Origin of the sequence: Streptomyces sp. 351MFTsu5.1 (assembly GCF_000383655.1) — a bacterium.
Lineage (GTDB): Bacteria > Actinomycetota > Actinomycetes > Streptomycetales > Streptomycetaceae > Streptomyces > Streptomyces griseorubiginosus.
The window spans coordinates 595,772-614,271 of the sequence record NZ_KB911775.1 but is presented as its reverse complement, the minus strand read 5'-3'; the positions used below and the strand labels follow the sequence as shown (position 1 = coordinate 614,271).

At 68.1% G+C, this 18,500-nt stretch carries 12 protein-coding genes; 10 read left to right on the top strand and 2 right to left on the bottom strand.

Annotated elements, in window-relative coordinates:
- Positions 1-254: 254 nt before the first annotated feature.
- Complete coding sequence (locus H295_RS48540; RefSeq protein ID WP_020133796.1) at positions 255-362, top strand: hypothetical protein; 108 nt, start codon at positions 255-257, stop codon at positions 360-362.
- On the opposite strand, the gene H295_RS0102635 is transcribed toward H295_RS48540, so the two are convergent.
- Entirely contained in the window at positions 356-2,299 is a 1,944-nt protein-coding gene (locus tag H295_RS0102635) for an alpha-glucuronidase (RefSeq protein ID WP_020133795.1), read from the bottom strand. The genes H295_RS48540 and H295_RS0102635 overlap by 7 nt on opposite strands.
- A 20-nt stretch (positions 2,300-2,319) precedes the next feature.
- A complete protein-coding gene (locus H295_RS0102630; RefSeq protein ID WP_020133794.1) occupies positions 2,320-6,045 on the bottom strand; it encodes a GH92 family glycosyl hydrolase in 3,726 nt (1,241 codons plus the stop codon).
- 420 nt (positions 6,046-6,465) lie between these two features.
- Here H295_RS0102630 and ngcE point away from each other — a divergent pair, with 420 nt between their 5' ends.
- From ngcE to H295_RS0102585, 9 genes are all read left to right on the top strand, one after another.
- Positions 6,466-7,926 (top strand): N-acetylglucosamine/diacetylchitobiose ABC transporter substrate-binding protein, encoded by a 1,461-nt coding sequence (gene ngcE / locus H295_RS0102625; protein ID WP_020133793.1) that lies wholly within the window; start codon positions 6,466-6,468, stop codon positions 7,924-7,926.
- A gap of 16 nt (positions 7,927-7,942) precedes the next feature.
- Complete coding sequence (locus tag H295_RS0102620) at positions 7,943-8,869, top strand: carbohydrate ABC transporter permease (RefSeq protein ID WP_020133792.1); 927 nt, start codon at positions 7,943-7,945, stop codon at positions 8,867-8,869.
- 3 nt (positions 8,870-8,872) lie between these two features.
- The gene (locus tag H295_RS0102615; RefSeq protein WP_020133791.1) at positions 8,873-9,796 is read left to right on the top strand and encodes a carbohydrate ABC transporter permease; all 924 of its coding nucleotides are present in this window, start codon (positions 8,873-8,875) and stop codon (positions 9,794-9,796) included.
- A gap of 194 nt (positions 9,797-9,990) precedes the next feature.
- The gene (locus H295_RS0102610) at positions 9,991-11,190 is read left to right on the top strand and encodes an ROK family transcriptional regulator (RefSeq protein WP_020133790.1); all 1,200 of its coding nucleotides are present in this window, start codon (positions 9,991-9,993) and stop codon (positions 11,188-11,190) included.
- Between the two features lie 133 nt (positions 11,191-11,323).
- Complete coding sequence (locus H295_RS0102605) at positions 11,324-12,412, top strand: sugar ABC transporter substrate-binding protein (RefSeq protein WP_043216960.1); 1,089 nt, start codon at positions 11,324-11,326, stop codon at positions 12,410-12,412.
- Positions 12,413-12,686: 274 nt separating this feature from the next.
- Positions 12,687-13,478 (top strand): ATP-binding cassette domain-containing protein, encoded by a 792-nt coding sequence (locus H295_RS0102600; protein ID WP_030313847.1) that lies wholly within the window; start codon positions 12,687-12,689, stop codon positions 13,476-13,478.
- Positions 13,475-14,803 carry a sugar ABC transporter permease gene (locus H295_RS0102595; RefSeq protein ID WP_020133787.1) on the top strand — a complete coding sequence of 443 codons (1,329 nt, stop codon included), beginning with the start codon at positions 13,475-13,477 and terminating at the stop codon, positions 14,801-14,803. The genes H295_RS0102600 and H295_RS0102595 overlap by 4 nt, the downstream gene beginning before the upstream one ends.
- Positions 14,804-14,926: 123 nt before the next feature.
- The gene (gene dxs / locus H295_RS0102590) at positions 14,927-16,846 is read left to right on the top strand and encodes a 1-deoxy-D-xylulose-5-phosphate synthase (protein WP_020133786.1); all 1,920 of its coding nucleotides are present in this window, start codon (positions 14,927-14,929) and stop codon (positions 16,844-16,846) included.
- A 135-nt stretch (positions 16,847-16,981) separates the two neighbouring features.
- Positions 16,982-18,466, top strand: a complete 1,485-nt coding sequence (locus H295_RS0102585) for an amino acid permease (protein WP_020133785.1) — start codon at positions 16,982-16,984, stop codon at positions 18,464-18,466.
- The last annotated feature ends 34 nt before the right edge of the window (positions 18,467-18,500 follow it).

The window sequence follows — 18,500 nt, the reverse complement described above, 5'->3', positions numbered from 1 at the left end:
ATCGTGCAGCTGAGGGGAGCCCGAGGCGGTCGCCCCGTACGGCTCCGCCTTCTGCGCGAGAACCCCCGCCGTGACCCGCAACGTCGCCACTGCCCTCGACCAGCCCGGTGTGAAGCAGGTCGTGCGTCGCGTCCTGGCCCGCCTCGACCTCGTCGGCCCGTACGCCGGGTACGAGGGCCTGGAGACGGCGACCCGGGTCGCTCCCGACGGTATCCGGCTCCTCTCTTCTCAACCGCACCACCGAGCCGCCCCACTTGACGGCTCGCACCCACGCCACCGACCAGCTCACCGGCCGGCAGGTCGAAGCCGAGAAGCCCCTGCGCCTCGACCCGCTCGGCGTGGCCCTCCTGCGCCTTCAGTAGATCGTCCGCCCCCGCTCGTCCGGCACCCCGGACTTCCGGAAGAAGTAGCTGTTGACCTGATCGCGCCACTCGCGGGCACTGCGGAGCTGCTCCTCGAACCGCTCCGCCACCCGCGCATGGCGTGCCGGGTCCACGAACCCCACCAGCGAACCCCACACCTCCCGGGCCGTCTCCACCTCCGCCACGCCTTCGAAGTGGGTGTCGTAGATGTGCTGGACCACCGTCTTGCCGCTCTTCAGCACGTGGTCGTACGACACGTGGTGGAAGAACAGCAGCAGCTCGTCCGGGCATGTCCCGGGAGACTCGTACAGCTCGGCCCACGGCTTGGCGTACTGCCCGGCGTACCCGGTCCCGCTCGCCACGCTCCGGTCCACACCGACGCCGTCCCGGTCGGCGAAGTGATAGGTGCCCCACGGGCTGTACTCGTAGCCGTCGACACTCGGACCGTAGTGGTGCCCCGGCTGCACCATGAAGCCCACCCCGAGCGGAGCGGTGTACTTCTCGTACGTCCGCCAGGAACCGTCCAGGATCGAGCGCAGGCCCGCCGCAGGACCCGACCCGGGCCCCGCCCCGAAGCTGAGCAGGATCCACTCGTCGAGGATCCGGTGCGGATCGGCGCCCGGCTCCCAGGCCAGCCGCCCGAACGTGTACAGATTCGCCTGGGCCAGCGGATGCCCCGTCCAGAACGGGTCGTCCCCGACGTTGGACACGGCGACGAGCCCCCCGCGCGCCAGCGCGCCCACGGGGGACCCCTCGGCGATCTCGCACCGCAGGACCTCGCTCCACATCGGCCCCAGCCAGCACACGTGCCGCTGCTGCCCGGTGTACTCCTGCGTGGCCTGGAGCTCCACCGCAAGGCGGGTCCCCGGCATCGCCCCGATCAGCGGTGAGACCGGCTCCCGCACCTGGAAGTCCATCGGGCCGTGCTTGACCTGGAGGACGGCGTTGTCCGCGAACTCCCCGTCCAGCGGCACGAAATGGTCGTACGCGGCCCGCGCCCGGTCCGTGGAGCGGTCCCGCCAGTCCTGGCGGTGGTCGTAGACGAAGGCCCGCCAGTGAACGGTGCCGCCGTGCGGGGCGAGGGCGGCGGCGAGCATGTTCGCCCCGTCCGCATGGCTGCGCCCGTACGCGAACGGCCCCGGCTGCCCCTCCGAGTCCGCCTTCACGACGAACCCGCCGAAGTCGGGGATCACCGCGTACACCTGGGCTGCTGCCATGGCCCACCACCTCCGGACCTCGGCGTCGAGAGGGTCGGCCGTCTCCAGCCCGCCCAGGACGACCGGCGCGGCGAAGGTCACCGACAGATGCGTGCGGATGCCGTACGGCCGCAACGCGCCCGCGATGTCCGCCACTTCACCGATCCGGTCGGTCAGCAGCCGGGCCTCCGCCGCGTGCACGTTGACGTTGTTCACGGCCACCGCGTTGATCCCGCAGGCCGCCAGCAGCCTGCCGTACGCCCGGACCCGCTCCAGATCCCCGCGAGCCCGTCCGTCCGCCCAGAACAGCGACCCGCCCGCGTACCCGCGCTCCACCTGGCCCATGACCGGGTGCACGGCCACGTTGTCCCAGTGGTCGAGCATCCGCAGCGCCAACTCCGGCCGGTGTAACTGGAGTTCGGCCTCTCCGAGGAAGGCGGCCTCCCCGAGTCGTACGACATGGAAGAAGCCGTACAGCAAGCCGCGCGCGCCGGTCGCCGTGACGGTCGTACAGCCGTCACGGCGACCGTAGGTGAACCCCTCGCCGCCGTCGTCGCCGGTCAGCTCCAGCACGAGGTCGGGGTCGTCCTGGACGACCGCGCCCCCGAACCGGGCGCAGGCCTCCGTCACCTCCCCGCGGACCGTGTCCACCAGCGGGCCCGTGCCGCGGATCAGGGTCCGCCGGGTGCCGATCGGCCGGAACGCACCGTCCGCCAGCCAGGCCGGATCGACACCCTGCATGGGACCCCCAACGCCGTTGCTCAGCCGAGCAGTTCGACCTCCGACAGGACCGCCTCGCCGTCGAGCACCAGACGGTACTTCCCGTACGTACCCGGAGACCTCACGGTGAACGCCCGTGTCTGCCGGTCCCATGCGAAGGGCTCACCGGAGCGTCGGTCGAGGGTCTTCCATGTGCTGCCGTCGGCCGAGCCCTGGAGTGTCCAGCCGGTCGGCGCCTTCGCGTGGTCCGGCGACGAAGTGAGCGTGTACTGGGCCCCCTTGACCTCGCCGGACACCGGAAGGTCGACCGAGGTCACGGTCGCGTCCGTCGCCGAGGTGTTGTCGAACAGGGCCCCGTCACCGGACAGCACGTCCGCACGAGGCGTCGGCACCTCGTCGTCCTGGGTGATCGACACCGGCGCCGCGTTCTTCCCCGTGCCCCACTTCGACGGCTTCGGACCCATGGCGAAGTCCAGGACGGCCCCCTTGGCCAGCACCGAGTGGGGGAGTGAAGTCGACGTCCACGGCTTGCCGTTGACCTTCAGCCCCTGCACGTACACGTTCCGCGCGCTGTTCTCCGGCGCCCTGACCACCAGGTCCCGGCCGTTCTCCAGATGGACCGTCGCCTTGGTGAACAGCGGTGACCCGACGGCGTATTCGCCGCTGCCCATCACCAACGGGTAGAAGCCCAGCGCCGAGAACAGGTACCAGGCCGACTGCTCGCCGTTGTCCTCGTCACCGTGGTAGCCCTGCCCGGTCTCGCTGCCGACGTACAGCCGCGACAGCACCTCACGCACGTTCTTCTGGGTCTTCCAGGGCTGACCGGCGGCGTCGTACATGTAGGTGACGTGGTGGGCGACCTGGTTGGAGTGCCCGTACATACCCATCCGGACGTCCCGCGCCTCCGTCATCTCGTGGATGACACCGCCGTAGGAGCCGACGAAGTCGGGCGAGGCCGTCTCCGGCGTCGAGAAGTACGTGTCCAGCTTCTCGGCCAACCCCGCACGTCCGCCGTACAGGTTGGCGAGCCCCCGGGTGTCCTGCGGGGCGGTGAAGGCGTACCCCCAGCCGTTGGTCTCGGTGTAGTCGTAGCCCCACACGCGAGGGTCGTAACTCGGCGAATCCACCCGCCACTTGCCGTCGGCGTCACGGCCCTGGAAGAAGCCCGCCTTCGCGTCGAAGAGGTTCACGTAGTCCTGGGCCCGGTTGAGGAAGTACTCCGACTCCTCCCGGTAGCGCCTGTCTCCCGTCTTCGCGTAGAGCGCCCGGCCCATCCGTGCGATGCCGTAGTCGTTGAGGTAGCCCTCCAGAGCCCAGGACAGGCCCTCGTGGGTGTCGGTGCTGGTGTAGCCGAGGAAGGGCGAGGTCTGCATGCCCTTGCGGCCCACGCCGGAGGACGGGGGTGCGACCGTGGCGTTCTTCAGGGCCGCCTCGTACGCCGACTTCGCGTCGAAGTCGACGCCCTTGACGTACGCGTCCGCGAAGGCCACGTCCGAGGAGGTGCCGGTCATCAGGTCCGCGTAGCCGGGCGAGGACCAGCGCGAGGTCCAGCCGCCGTCCTTGTACTGCTGGACGAACCCGTCGACCATCTCGCCCGCCTGAGAGGGCGTCAGCAGCGAGTACGCCGGCCAGGTCGTCCGATAGGTGTCCCAGAAGCCGTTGTTGACGTACACCTTGCCGTCCACGATCTTCGCCCCGGTGTGCGTCGGGGTGTCCTGGGACGGCATCGGCGAGAACGGCGAGGCGTACTGGTACTTCGAACCCACCTTCTCGAAACCGGAGTTGGGGTACAGGTACAGCCGGTACAGGCTGGAGTACAGCGTGGTCAGCTGGTCCTCGCCGGCGCCCTCCACCTCGACCTTGCCGAGGATCCGGTCCCAGGCGCGCTGAGCGGCCCCCTTCACGTCGTCGAAGGAGGTGCCGTCCGGGATCTCCTGGCGCAGGTTGTCCTTGGCCTGGTCGAGACTGATGAGGGAGGTGGCGATGCGCAGGGTGACGGTCCTGTCGTCGAAGCGCAGGTATCCCTTGACTCCGCTCGACGCCCCGTCCACCGCCGGCTTGTCAAACACCCCGTAGACGAACAGCCGGGTCGCTCCCGTCGACAGGCCGGACTTCACGTCCGAGTAGCCCGTGAAGGTCCCGCTGTCCTTGTCGAGCGTGAGTCCCGCCTGGTCCGTGACGTTGTCGAAGAGGACACTCGCGTCGTCGCCCGGGTAGCTGAAGCGCAGCACCGCCGCGTGGTCCGTCGGCGCCATCTCCGCCTTCAGCCCGTTCTCGAACCGCACCCCGTAGTAGTACGGCCGCGCGGTCTCGTTCTCGTGCCGGAAGGCCAGCTCACGCGCCTCCCGGCCGGTGGCCGGCGTGCCGGTGGCGGTCGACGGCATCACCTGGAAGGTCTGCCGGTCGCCCATCCAGGGGCTCGGCTCGTGGCTCGCGCTGAACGCCTGGATCGTCGGCAGGTTGTCCTCGTTGTTCGCGCGTGCGTAGTCGTAGAGCCAGCTCAGCGAACCCGCGTTGGTCACCGGCGTCCAGAAGTTGAAGCCGTGCGGCACGGCCGTCGCCGGGAAGTTGTTGCCGCGCGAGAAGGCGCCGCTGGAGTTGGTGCCGCGGGTGGTGAGCGCGTAGTCCGACAGATGCGCCTTCGGCTGCTCCGGCGCGGCCCGTTCCAGCGTCACGTCGTCCAGCCAGCCCCGGAACTTCGCCGGCCCGGCGGGGGAGTCGTAGCCGACGAGGATCCGGTCGACGGTCTTGCCGGCCGCGACCGACCCGATCCGTGCGGCCACCTGGTTCCACTGGTTGACGTACAGCGCCTTCGACGCGCCCTGCCCCTGCGGTGAGAGCGGGAATCCGTGCTGGTCACGCGCCCCGAGGCGGCTGAGGAAGGTGCCGTCGGTGAAGGCCAGGTCCACGGAGACGTTCGTCGAGTCGTAGTCCCGGTCGCCGTCCACCATCGACGGGTAGATCCGGTACGACAGCCGGGTCAGCCGGTCGACCGTCACGTTCACGTCGAAGATCTTGTTGTACGAGTACGCCCGTCCCTGGGCCGTGTGCCGTCCGGCGTAACGCAGGGCCTTCTTTCCGGTGAATCCCGCGGCGGCCTTCGCGGTGGGCGATCCGGTCGGGCCGTGGTCGACGAGGGAGAGCATGTCCGGGGGCACCGGCCCCTCGTTCCCGCCCGTGGAGATCTGGAGGTCGGCGAGCTGGATGATCCCGGAGGCGCCGTTGTTCTTCGTGATCTCCAGCCGGAAGTGCTGGTACTCGGCGACGGCGTCGGCGGGGATGTCGTACGACCTGGTCTGGAACCGCTCGCCGAAGGTCTGGTCGGCACGGGTGTCGAGGGTCTTCCAGTCCTTGCCGTCCGTGGAGCCCTTGAGGGTCCAGTCCCTCGGGTCGCGCTCGGCGAAGTCGTTGGCCGAGGTCAGCGCGTAGGTGACCGCCTTCACCGGCTTGTCCAGGTCGAACTCCGCCCAGCCCGTGGACGCGAAGGCCAGCCACTTGGTGCCCGGTTCGCTGTCCGCGAGGTTCTCCTTCACCTCGCCGCCGGAGGTGTTCTCGGCGCTCGCCCGGATGTCCGTGACACGGTCGGTGACATTGCCGGGGATGCCGGTACGGTAGCCGCCGTCGACGCCGGAGGACCTGCCGGCGTCGACCGTGCTGGTCCAGTCGGGGGCCGGGTCGCCGGCCTCGAAGGAGGAGTGGAACTCCTGGTCGGCCGGGGCGGGGGCCTTGGGCAGGGCGACCGCCGCGCCCTGGGAGCCGACGGTCACGCAAAAGGCGGCCGTGAGAACGACCGCCGTACTCCGTCTGAGCCGAGTTCTGTTCCGGGCCATGGTCGAGTACCCTCCTGCACAAGGATGGACAACGTTGTCAGGCAATCCGTGCAAGGATCAGTAGGGGCCCAAGTGGACAGTGGTGTCAAGGGTGTTGGCTGCGGCATTCGAGGTCTATGTCGCGGATTTTTCCGGCAAGTCTCGCACAGGGCGCTCACATTTCCGCGAGGTCTCAACTCGAAAACACCCATGGCCAACCTTGCATTCGATCTTGCTCCGTCGGCGGGAAGTGGACTATACCTGTCGGCGATTCACCCCACTCGCACGAACCTCTTGCACGAACCTGCTTGACCTGACCGCGGTGCCGGGGAGGATCCGGTTCACCGCCTGAGTCCTGGAGAAGGCGAGGACTTGAGCATGGGATCCACTTCCGCCGAGAACAGCACGAACGGCAGCGCGGGCGTAGGCCGGCGCGATCTGATCAAGCGGTCGGCCGCACTCGGTCTGATCTCCGTTCCCACCATGAGCTTTCTGTCCGCCTGCGCCAGCAGCGGCGGCGACGACAGCGGCGACAAAGCCAAAGCGGGCAAGAAGACGGCGAAGAACCCCCTCGCCGTCAACGACACCGCGCAGATGGAATTCGTCCTGTTCGACGGCGGTTTCGGCAAGGAGTACGCCGAGGACGCCGTGAAGATCTACGAGAAGAACTTCCCCAAGGCCAAGGTGAAGTTCTCCGCCACCCAGAAGATCCAGTCCACCCTCCAGCCCCGCTTCAACCAGGGCACCCCGCCGGACCTCATCGACAACTCCGGCGCCGAGCAGATGGACATGGGCGTCCTGGTCGGCAAGAACCAGCTCGCCGATCTCACCCCGCTGCTGGACGCGCCGTCGTACGACGACCCGAACAAGAAGGTCCGCGACACCCTGCGTCCCGGCATCGTGGAGATGGGCCAGTTCGACGGCGACCCTGTGTGGATCATGTACTACGCGTACACGGTCTACGGCGTCTGGTACTCCCAGAAGGCCCTCGAATCGCTCGACGCCGAGTACCCGAAGACCTGGGACGAAATGCTCGCCGTGTGCGAGAAGGCGAAGAAGAAGGGCATGGCGGGCTGGACGTACGCGGGCAAGTACCCGTACTACATCCCCTTCTCGCTGTACCCGATGATCGGCAAGGTCGGCGGCCGTGAGGTCCTCGACGCGATCGACAACCTGGAGCCGAACGCCTGGAAGAACCCGGCGGTCAAGGCGTGTTTCGACGCCTACTACGAGCTCTACAAGAAGGGCTACATCCTCAAGGGCACGCCCGGTCTCGACCACATCCAGTCGCAGACCGCGTGGGCCCAGGGCAAGGCGCTGTTCATCCCGAACGGCTCCTGGGTCGAGAACGAGTCGGCGAACGTCATCCCGGCCGATTTCAACCTGGCCGTCTCCGCGCCCACCGGCATCGACTCCTCCGACAAGATGCCCTTCGGCACCATCTGGGCCTCCGGCGGTGAGCCCTTCATCGTCCCGGCCAAGGCGAAGAACACCGCGGGCGGCATGGAGCAGCTGCGCATCATGCTCAGCGAGGCGTCCTCGAAGAACTTCACCTCCAAGGTCAAGTCGCTGACCGCCTACAACGGCGGCACCGACGGCATCACGCTCACCCCGGGCCTCAAGTCCGGTGTGGCGGCGCTGGAACTGGCCGGGGACAACGTCCTGAACCCCCGTCTCCAGGACTGGTACGTCCAGCTCCAGAAGGAGCAGATCGGGGTGGCGGGTCTCGGCGAGATGATGGCGGGACGGCTCACCCCGGCGGAGGCCATCAAGAAGATCCAGGGCTTCGCCGACGCGGCCGCGAAGGACTCGTCGATCAAGCACTACAAGCACCAGTAACGGCAACGGAGCGGCGATGCAGCACGGCAAGTACCGGTTCATCGTGGGGTTTCTGGCGCTGCCCCTGGGACTGTACGCGCTATTCGTGGTCTGGCCGTTCATCCAGTCCATCTACTACTCGTTCACGGACTGGACGGGCCTGAGCCCCGAATTCAAGATGGTCGGCCTGGACAACTACCGGAGGATGCTGGACGACGAGATCTTCTGGAAGTCCTTGCAGCACAGCTTGATCTTCGCGCTCGTGCTGCCGCTGATCACGATCAGCCTGGCGTTGTTCTTCGCCTTCATGATCAATGTCGGCGGACGGAAGAGAAAGGGAGGCCCGGTCGTGACCGGCGTCCGGGGCTCCTCCTTCTACAAGATCGTGTACTTCTTCCCGCAGGTCCTCTCGATCGCGATCGTCGCCCTGCTGTTCGCCTTCGCGTACAACCCGGACAGCGGGGCGATCAACTCGATCCTGCGCGGAATCGGGCTCGACAGTATCCAGCCGCTGTGGCTGGGCGACCCGGACCTCGCCCTGTGGGCCGTGATGGCGGTGCTGGTGTGGTCCACGGTCGGTTTCTTCGTGGTCCTGTTCAGCGCCGGTATGGCCTCCATCCCGGCGGACCTGTACGAGGCCGCGCTGCTCGACGGGGCCGGGCGGGCCGGCACCTTCTTCCGGATCACCCTGCCGCTGCTGTGGGACACCGTGCAGTCCGGCTGGATCTACATGGGCATCCTCGCCCTCGGCGCCGAGTCGTTCGCGGTCGTACAGATCATGACGACCGGCCCCGGCGGTCCCGACTACTCGACCACCGTCATGGTCCTGTACGTGTACCAGAAGGCGTTCCGTGACGGCCAGGCCGCCTATGCCACCACCATCGGCGTCGCCCTGCTCGTCGTCACGCTGGCGTTCGCCGCCCTGGTGATGCGACTGGGTCGGCGCGAGCGGCTGGAGTACTGATCGATGAAGACGACCGAGACCCCCGCCCCCTTGCCGGCCGAGTCCGGAGCCACCGTGTCCAAGATCGACGTGCCGGCCGAGCGGCCGGCGAAGCGCAAGCGGGACGGAAACGTCCTCAACGTCTTCTCGCACGGCGTCCTGATCATCTGGGCCTTCATGGTCGTGATGCCGCTGCTGTGGGCGGTGATGACGTCCTTCAAGGACGACAGCTCCATCTTCAACTCGCCCTGGGCGCTGCCGCGCAAGCTGCACTTCGGCAACTGGGCGCGGGCCTGGACCGACGCCAACATGAGCGACTACTTCCTCAACACCATCCTGGTGGTGGCGGGTTCGCTCATCGGCACCCTGGTGCTCGGCTCGATGGCCGCCTACGTACTGGCCCGGTTCGATTTCCCGGGCAACCGATTCATCTACTTCCTGTTCATCGGCGGCATGAGCTTCCCGATCATGCTGGCGCTGGTCCCGCTGTTCTACGTCGTGAACAACATGGGCCTGCTGAACACGATCCACGGGCTGATCCTGGTCTACATCGCCTACTCGCTGCCGTTCACGGTCTTCTTCCTGACCGCGTTCTTCCGTACCCTGCCGACCTCGGTGGCGGAGGCGGCGTTCGTCGACGGGGCCTCGCACAGCCGGACGTTCTTCCAGATCATGCTGCCCATGGCCAAGCCCGGCCTGATCAGCGTCGGCATCTTCAACTTCCTCGGCCAGTGGAACCAGTACATGCTGCCGACCGTGCTCAACACCGACCCGGACAAGCGGGTGCTGACCCAGGGGCTGGTGCAACTCGCGGCCAGCCAGGGCTACAAGGGCGACTGGTCGGGCCTGTTCGCCGGCCTCGTCATGGCCATGCTCCCGGTCCTCGCGGCGTACATCATCTTCCAGCGACAGGTGGTGGCAGGGCTGACGGCGGGCGCCCTGAAGTAGCTCCGGGGCTGCCCGTGCGGGCGCCACCTCTTCAAGATCCGGATCTTGAAGAGGTGGCGCCCCTTCGGCATGGGCAGGAGCGCTGAAACTGTTCAACCTCTTGACGGGAGGCGACCCGAACGGCTCAGCTTAGAGTTCACTAGTTGGACATAGACGGGGCCTCATCGCTGCGGTCCCGCGCGCAGGAGGTCGTCGTGGAGACTCCGGGGTCGCAGTCGTCGCTGCACCGAGCCAACCTGGAGCGCGTCGTGCGGGCCGTCCGGCTGGCCGGGTCGCTCACGCAAGCGGAGATCGCCCGGACCACGGGACTGTCCGCCGCGACCGTCTCCAACATCGTCCGCGAGCTCAAGGACGGCGGAACCGTCGAGGTCACGCCCACGTCGGCGGGTGGCCGACGGGCGCGCGCGGTCTCCCTGAGCGGGGACGCCGGCATCGTCATAGGGGTGGACTTCGGGCACACCCATTTGCGCGTCGCGGTCGGGAACCTCGCCCATCAGGTGCTCGCCGAGGAGTCCGAACCGCTGGACGTGGACGCCTCCGCGCCGCAGGGCTTCGACCGGGCGGAACAGCTGGTCAACCGGCTGATCGAGGCGACCGGCGTGGACCGCACGAAGATCGCCGGGGTGGGTCTCGGCGTGCCGGGCCCCATCGACCTGGAATCCGGCTCCCTGGGCTCCTCCGCCATCCTGCCGGGCTGGATCGGCACCAAGCCCGCCGAGGAGCTCCAGGGCCGCCTCGGCGTGCCCGTCCACGTGGACAACGACGCCAACCTCGGTGCCCTCGGCGAGCTGGTGTGGGGCAGTGGCCGGGGGGTCAGGGACCTGGCGTACATCAAGGTCGCGAGCGGTGTGGGCGCCGGACTGGTGATCAGCGGCAAGATCTACCGTGGCCCGGGTGGCACAGCGGGAGAAATCGGGCATATTACTCTTGATGAATCCGGCCCCGTCTGCCGTTGCGGCAACCGCGGCTGCCTGGAGACCTTCGCGGCGGCGCGCTATGTGCTCCCGCTCCTCCAGTCCAGTCACGGCACCGACCTGACCATGGAGGGCGTGGTGAGGCTGGCGCGGGACGGAGACCCTGGTTGCCGTCGGGTGATCGCCGACGTCGGCCGACACATCGGCAGTGGAGTCGCCAATCTCTGCAACTTGCTGAACCCGAGCCGAGTGGTCCTGGGCGGTGATCTCGCCGAGGCCGGTGAGCTGGTGCTCGGGCCGATCCGGGAGTCTGTCGGCCGCTATGCGATCCCCAGTGCGGCCCGTCAACTGTCCGTGCTTCCAGGGGCACTTGGCGGCCGTGCGGAGGTGCTCGGAGCACTCGCCCTCGCGCTCAGCGAGATGGGTGATTCGACCCTTTTGGACAGCACGCTGCACGCAGCGACACCTGCCTTCACTTAGAGAACGCAGGACGCCGTTGCCATCTCGTTAAGTATTTACTTCTTGACGTCGCACGTGTGGCCGAGTTGACTTCCAGCCACCTCGGCCGCAACGACGCGGCCTCGTCAGGGAGGTTTCTCAAGTGAACACGCTCATGCGTCGTGTGGCCGTATCCGTCGCCATCTCCGGGCTCGCCGTCTCGGTCGCGGCCTGTGGCAAGGCGGGCGACGACAAGACCAGCGACAGCAGCAGCTCGGGCTCCGGCAGCAAGTCGATCGGTCTGCTCCTGCCCGACAACGTCACCGCGCGGTACGAGAAGTTCGACAAGCCGTACTTCGAGGCCAAGGTCAAGGAGCTGTGCAGCGACTGCACCGTCTCCTACGCCAACGCCGCGGCCGACCCGGCCAAGCAGGCTCAGCAGATGAGCAGCATGGTCACCAAGGGCGTCAAGGTCATCGTGATCTCCGCCCAGGACTCCGCCGCCATCAAGTCCTCCATCGCCTCCGCGGTGAGCAAGGGCGTCAAGGTCGTCGCGTACGACCGTCTGGCCCAGGGCCCGGTCTCCGCGTACGTCTCCTTCGACAACGTCAAGGTCGGCGAGCTCCAGGGCCAGGCCCTGCTCGACGCCCTCGGCTCCAAGGCGACCCCCAAGGCCAACGTCGTCATGATCAACGGTGACGACGCCGACCCGAACGCCGCGCAGTTCAAGGAAGGCGCGCACAAGGTCCTCGACGGCAAGGTCAAGATCGCCTACGAGCAGTCGGGCCTCTGGAAGGACACCGTCGCCGCGCAGAAGATGTCGGCCGCCATCACCCAGCTGGGCGCCAAGAACATCGCGGGCGTCTACGCCGCCAACGACGGCATGGCCGGTGGTATCGCCAACACCCTCAAGGGTGCGGGCATCAGCAACATCCCGCTGACCGGTCAGGACGCCGAGCTCGCCGCCATCCAGCGGATCGTCGCCGGCACCCAGTCCGCCACGGTCTACAAGGCCTACAAGCCGGAGGCCGACAACGCCGCCGAGCTCGCGGTCAACCTCCTCCAGGGCAAGGACATCAAGTCCCTGGCCGACACCGAGGTCACCAGCGGCTCCGGCGACAAGGTCCAGGCGAAGCTGCTGACCCCCGTCTCCGTGACCGTCAAGAACATCAAGGACACGGTCGTCAAGGACGGTCTCTACACCGTCGCCCAGATCTGCACCGCGGACTACGCCGCCGCGTGCAAGAAGGCCGGCCTCCAGTAAGACACCCTGCCCCTCGGGGCGCGTCCCGCACGGGACCCGCCCCGGCGGCAGGCACAAGGCCTGTCCGGTGCCCGCACCGCCTTCATACCCCGCTGCGGGGCGGGCGCCGGACGGAAGCATGGCGGACGCAGCCGTTGCCAAAGGGCACCGGCCGCGCGCATGTTCGACTTATTAATCAGTGCTTACGGCGCAACTCGTCCCACGAGTGCTGAAAGCACAACCTTCCGCGCCTTACCCCAAGCGCGGCATCCCCGCCGGTCAGGCGGCGAAGGAGATGGTTCACGTGTCCGCTACGCCCGTGCTGGCGTTGCGCGGAGTCTCCAAGCGGTTCGGTGCGGTCCAGGCCCTCACCGACGTAGAGCTGGAGGTCCACGCCGGAGAAGTGGTCGCCCTGGTCGGCGACAACGGCGCAGGAAAGTCCACGCTGGTCAAGACGATCGCCGGCGTGCACCCCATTGATGAGGGCGTCATCGAGTGGGACGGCAAGCCGGTCAGCATCAACAAGCCCCACGACGCCCAGGGACTCGGCGTCGCGACGGTCTACCAGGACCTCGCCCTGTGCGACAACCTCGACGTGGTCGGCAACCTGTACCTCGGACGCGAGCTGCTGCGCCGCGGCGTCATCGACGAGGTCACGATGGAGAAGAACTCGCGTGAGCTGCTGAACACGCTCTCCATCCGCATCCCGAGCGTCCGCATCCCGATCGCGAGCCTCTCCGGCGGTCAGCGTCAGGTCGTCGCCATCGCGCGCGCCCTGATCGGCGACCCCAAGGTCGTGATCCTGGACGAGCCCACCGCGGCTCTCGGCGTCGAGCAGACCGCGCAGGTCCTCGACCTGGTCGAGCGGCTGCGCGAGCGCAACCTCGCCGTGATCCTCATCAGCCACAACATGGCCGACGTCAAGGCGGTCGCCGACACCGTCGCCGTGCTGCGCCTGGGCAAGAACAACGGCTCCTTCTCGGTGAAGGACACCAGTCAGGAAGAAATCATCTCCGCGATCACGGGTGCGACGGACAACGCCGTCACCCGTCGTGCGGGACGTCGCAACGCGGAGGCGGCAAAGTGAGCGACACGTCGAAGGTTTCCAAGGCGGAAACGGCGGAGGACCAGGCACCCCAGACAACGGTTGCCCCCTCCGACGACCCCACCGCCGCGCCGGTCTCGGTCGTCGACCCCCGGCTGCTGGTCCGCGAAGAGGGCTTCAAGGGCTACTGGACCGAGTTCACCCGCAAGGTCAAGGGCGGTGAGCTGGGCTCGCTGCCGGTCGTCGTCGGCCTGATCGTCATCTGGGCGATCTTCCAGTTCAAGAACGACCGCTTCCTGAGCGCCGACAACCTCTCCAACATCAGCTACTACCTCTCGGCCACCGGCATGATCGCCATCGGCCTGGTGTTCGTGCTGCTGCTCGGCGAGATCGACCTGTCGGTCGGTTCCGTCAGCGGTCTGGCCTCCACGCTGTTCGCGGTGTGGGTGGTCAACCACGGCATGAACGTCTGGCTGGCGCTCGTCCTGGCGATCATCACCGGTGTCGCCATCGGCGCGCTGCACGGCTGGTTCTTCGCCAAGATCGGGGTACCGGCGTTCGTCGTCACCCTGGCGGGTCTGCTGGGCTGGAACGGTCTGATGCTGTGGCTGCTGGGCTCCAGCGGCACCATCAACATCCCGTCCGACTCGGGCCCGATCCATCTGTTCGGCCAGAGCTCGTTCTTCATGGACCAGGCCATCATCGGCGCCTACCTGCTGGCCGGCCTCGCCGTCGTGCTGACCCTCGTCGGCAACTTCAGCGAGCAGCGGCGCCGCAAGGCCGCTGGTGTGCCCTTCCGGCCGACCGCCGAGATCCTGGTGCGCGTCGGCGCGCTCGCCGTCGCGGCGTTCGTGGCCGCCGCCGTGCTGAACAACGCCTCGGGTGTCTCCAACTCGCTGGTGATCTTCCTGGCGGCGCTGGTGGTCGTCGACTTCGTGCTGCGCCGCACCACGTACGGCCGTCAGGTCTTCGCGGTGGGCGGCGGCATCGAGGCCGCGCGCCGTGCCGGTATCAGTGTGCCGATGGTCCGGATCACCGTGTTCGCCATCTCCGGCGGTTTCGCCGCGATCGGCGGTATGTTCTTCGCCGGCCAGACCGCGAGCGCCACGCTCAGCGCCGGCGGCGGCAACACCCTGATGCTCGCCATCGCGGCGGCCGTCATCGGTGGTACCAGCCTCTTCGGTGGCCGCGGTTCGGTGTGGTCCGCCCTCCTGGGCATGCTGGTCATCCAGTCCATCACGACCGGTCTCGACCTGCTGAACATGAACGCCTCGATCCAGTACATGATCACCGGTGGTGTTCTGCTCGGCGCCGTCGTCATCGACTCGGTGTCGCGAAGGTCTCAGAAGGCCGCCGGCCGCGGATAACCGCTGCTCGGCCACGACAGGTCGCCCGGCACCCACAAGGTGCCGGGCGACTGCCATGTCGGAGAACATTAGACTCGACCACGCCCGGCAAAGCTCGATCAGCTCTAATGCAAGGAGGCACGGGTGCCGCTGCTGACCCGTATCAGGGGACCGCGTGATCTGGACCGGCTCAGCCTTGAGGAGCTGGACCAGCTGGCGGAGGAGATCAGGAGCTTCCTCGTCGGTGCTGTCTCCAAGACCGGCGGCCACCTCGGCCCCAACCTCGGTGTGGTCGAGCTGACCATCGCGCTGCACCGGGTCTTCGACTCGCCCAAGGACCGGGTGCTCTTCGACACAGGGCACCAGTCCTACGTGCACAAGCTGCTCACCGGCCGCCATGACTTCTCGAAGCTGCGCTCCAAGGGCGGCCTCTCCGGCTACCCCTCGCGCGCCGAGTCCGAGCACGACGTCATCGAGAACAGCCACGCCTCCACGGTCCTCGGCTGGGCCGACGGCCTCGCGAAGGCCAACCAGGTGCTGAAACGGGACGACCACGTGGTCGCCGTGATCGGTGACGGCGCCCTGACCGGCGGCATGGCCTGGGAAGCCCTGAACAACATCGCCGACGCCAAGGACCGCCCGCTGGTCATCGTCGTCAACGACAACGAGCGCTCCTACGCGCCCACCATCGGCGGCCTCGCGAACCACCTGGCGACCCTGCGCACCACCGACGGCTACGAGCGCTTCCTGGCCCGCGGCAAGGACCTCCTGGAGCGCACCCCGGTCGTCGGCAGGCCCCTCTACGAGACCCTGCACGGCGCCAAGAAGGGCCTCAAGGACTTCATCGCGCCCCAGGGCATGTTCGAGGACCTCGGTCTGAAGTACGTCGGCCCCATCGACGGCCACGACATCGAGGCGCTCGAGTCGGCGCTGGCCCGCGCCAAGCGGTTCAACGGCCCGGTGATCGTGCACTGCCTCACCGAGAAGGGCCGCGGCTACAAGCCCGCCGAGCAGGACGAGGCCGACCGCTTCCACGGCATCGGCCCCATCCACCCCGACACCGGCCTGCCCATCAAGGCCGCCGCCGCCAGCTGGACCTCCGTCTTCGGAGACGAGATGGTCAGGCTCGGCCAGGAGCGCGAGGACATCGTCGCCATCACCGCGGCCATGCTCCAGCCGGTCGGCCTGAAGAAGTTCGCGGACGCCTTCCCGGACCGCATCTACGACGTCGGTATCGCCGAGCAGCACGCGGCCGTCTCCGCGGCGGGCCTGGCCACCGGGGGAGTGCACCCCGTCTTCGCCGTCTACGCCACGTTCCTCAACCGCGCCTTCGACCAGGTCCTCATGGACGTCGCCCTGCACAAGTGCGGGGTGACCTTCGTCCTCGACCGGGCCGGCGTCACCGGCGACGACGGCGCCTCCCACAACGGCATGTGGGACATGTCGATGCTCCAGGTCGTCCCCACGCTCCGGCTCGCCGCCCCGCGCGACGCCGAGCAGCTGCGCGCCCAGCTCCGCGAGGCCGTCCAGGTCGACGACGCGCCGACCGTGCTGCGCTACTCCAAGGGCGTCGTCGGCCCCGCCGTACCCGCCGTGGGCACGGTGGGCGGCATGGACGTCCTGCGCGAGCCCGGCACCGACACCCCGGACGTCCTCCTGGTCTCGGTCGGCGCCCTGGCCCCCATGTGCCTGGAGATCGCCTCGCTCCTCGACCGGCAGGGCATCTCCACCACCGTCGTCGACCCGCGCTGGGTCAAGCCGGTGGACGAGGCCATGGCGCCGCTCGCCGAGCGGCACCGCGTGGTCGTCACCGTCGAGGACAACTCCCGCGTCGGCGGCGTCGGCTCGGCGATCGCCCAGGCGCTGCGCGACGCGGGCGTGGACGTCCCGCTGCGCGACTTCGGCATCCCGCCGCGCTTCCTCGACCACGCCTCCCGCGCCGAGATCATGGCGGAGATCGGGCTCACCGCGCCCGACATCGCCCGCCAGGTCACCGGCCTGGTCTCCAAGCTGGACGGCCGCTACGACGAGGCCCGCGCCGAGGTGGAATCAGCCCGCGACTAGACACCCGTATGGGCCGGTCGCACCACTCTTCACAGTGGTGGGACCGGCCCATTCGCGTGAATCCGCCTGTGCCGGGGCATACGACCTACGCCCCCTCTCGATCATGTCGAGGACGACACAGCGTGGGAGGTCATCGTGAGCAGCACCCTCTTCCGGACGAAGAAGGTCGAACAGTCCATCCAAGACACCGAGGAGCCGGAGCACGCGCTCAAGAAATCCTTGTCCGCGCTGGATCTGACCGTCTTCGGTGTCGGCGTCATCATCGGTACCGGCATCTTCGTCCTGACCGGCACCGTCGCCAAGAACAACGCCGGTCCGGCGACCGCCCTGGCCTTCGTGGTCGCCGGCGTCGTCTGCGCGCTCGCCGCGCTCTGCTACGCCGAGTTCGCCTCCACCGTCCCGGTGGCGGGATCGGCGTACACCTTCTCCTACGCCTCCCTCGGCGAACTGCCCGCCTGGATCATCGGCTGGGACCTCGTCCTGGAGTTCGCGCTCGGCACCGCGGTGGTCGCCGTCGGCTGGTCCGGCTACATCGCCTCCCTGCTCGACAACGTCGGCATCCATCTGCCGGAGGCGCTCAGCGGCCGGGACGGCGCCCACGGCTTCGGCTTCGACATCCTCGCCGCGCTGCTGGTCCTGGTCCTCACCGGGATCCTCGTGCTCGGCACGAAGCTCTCCGCGCGGGTGACCTCGATCGTCGTCGCCATCAAGGTGACGGTCGTCCTGACCGTGATCGTCGCCGGCGCCTTCTTCATCAAGGGCGACAACTACAAGCCGTTCATCCCGAAGTCCCAGGCGGTCGAGGCGGGCGGCAGTCTCCAGTCCCCGCTCATCCAGCTGATGTTCGGCTGGGCGCCCTCCAACTTCGGCGTGATGGGCATCTTCACGGCCGCGTCGGTCGTCTTCTTCGCCTTCATCGGCTTCGACGTGGTCGCCACGGCCGCGGAGGAGACCCGCAACCCGCAGCGGGACATGCCGCGGGGCATCCTGGGCTCCCTGCTCATCTGCACGACCCTCTACGTGGCCGTGTCGATCGTGGTGACGGGCATGCAGAAGTACACCGACCTGTCCGTCACGGCGCCGCTCGCGGACGCGTTCAAGGCCACCGGGCACCCGTGGTTCGCGGGCTTCATCAGCTTCGGCGCCGCGGTCGGCCTCACGACCGTCTGCATGATCCTGCTCCTCGGTCAGACCCGGGTGTTCTTCGCGATGAGCCGCGACGGACTGCTGCCGACGTTCTTCTCCCACGTCCACCCGAAGTACCGCACCCCGCACCGCCCGACCATCCTGCTCGGCGTGGTCATCGCGATCGTCGCCGGCTTCACACCGCTCAGCGAACTCGCCGAACTGGTCAACATCGGCACCCTGTTCGCGTTCGTGGTGGTGGCGATCGGCGTGATCATCCTCCGCAAGTCCCGCCCCGACCTGCCGCGCGCCTTCCGCACCCCGTGGGTCCCGGTCATCCCGATCCTTTCGGTCCTGGCCTCCCTCTGGCTGATGCTCAACCTGCCGGCGGAGACGTGGCTGCGGTTCGCGATCTGGATGGTGATCGGGTTCGCGGTGTACTTCCTGTACGGCCGCACCCACAGTCGCCTGAATCAGCGGGCCGAGACGGAGTAACGCGCAGCGGGTGCGTTGCCGGTGGGGGCCGGTC

Excerpts from the sequence above, each read along its gene's own strand:
- H295_RS0102635 (WP_020133795.1), bottom strand. The coding sequence starts at position 2,299 with ATGCAGGGTGTCGATCCGGCCTGGCTGGCGGACGGTGCGTTCCGGCCG.
- ngcE (WP_020133793.1), top strand. The coding sequence starts at position 6,466 with ATGGGATCCACTTCCGCCGAGAACAGCACGAACGGCAGCGCGGGCGTA.
- H295_RS0102620 (WP_020133792.1), top strand. The coding sequence starts at position 7,943 with ATGCAGCACGGCAAGTACCGGTTCATCGTGGGGTTTCTGGCGCTGCCC.
- H295_RS0102615 (WP_020133791.1), top strand. The coding sequence starts at position 8,873 with ATGAAGACGACCGAGACCCCCGCCCCCTTGCCGGCCGAGTCCGGAGCC.
- H295_RS0102605 (WP_043216960.1), top strand. The coding sequence starts at position 11,324 with ATGCGTCGTGTGGCCGTATCCGTCGCCATCTCCGGGCTCGCCGTCTCG.
- H295_RS0102600 (WP_030313847.1), top strand. The coding sequence starts at position 12,687 with ATGGTTCACGTGTCCGCTACGCCCGTGCTGGCGTTGCGCGGAGTCTCC.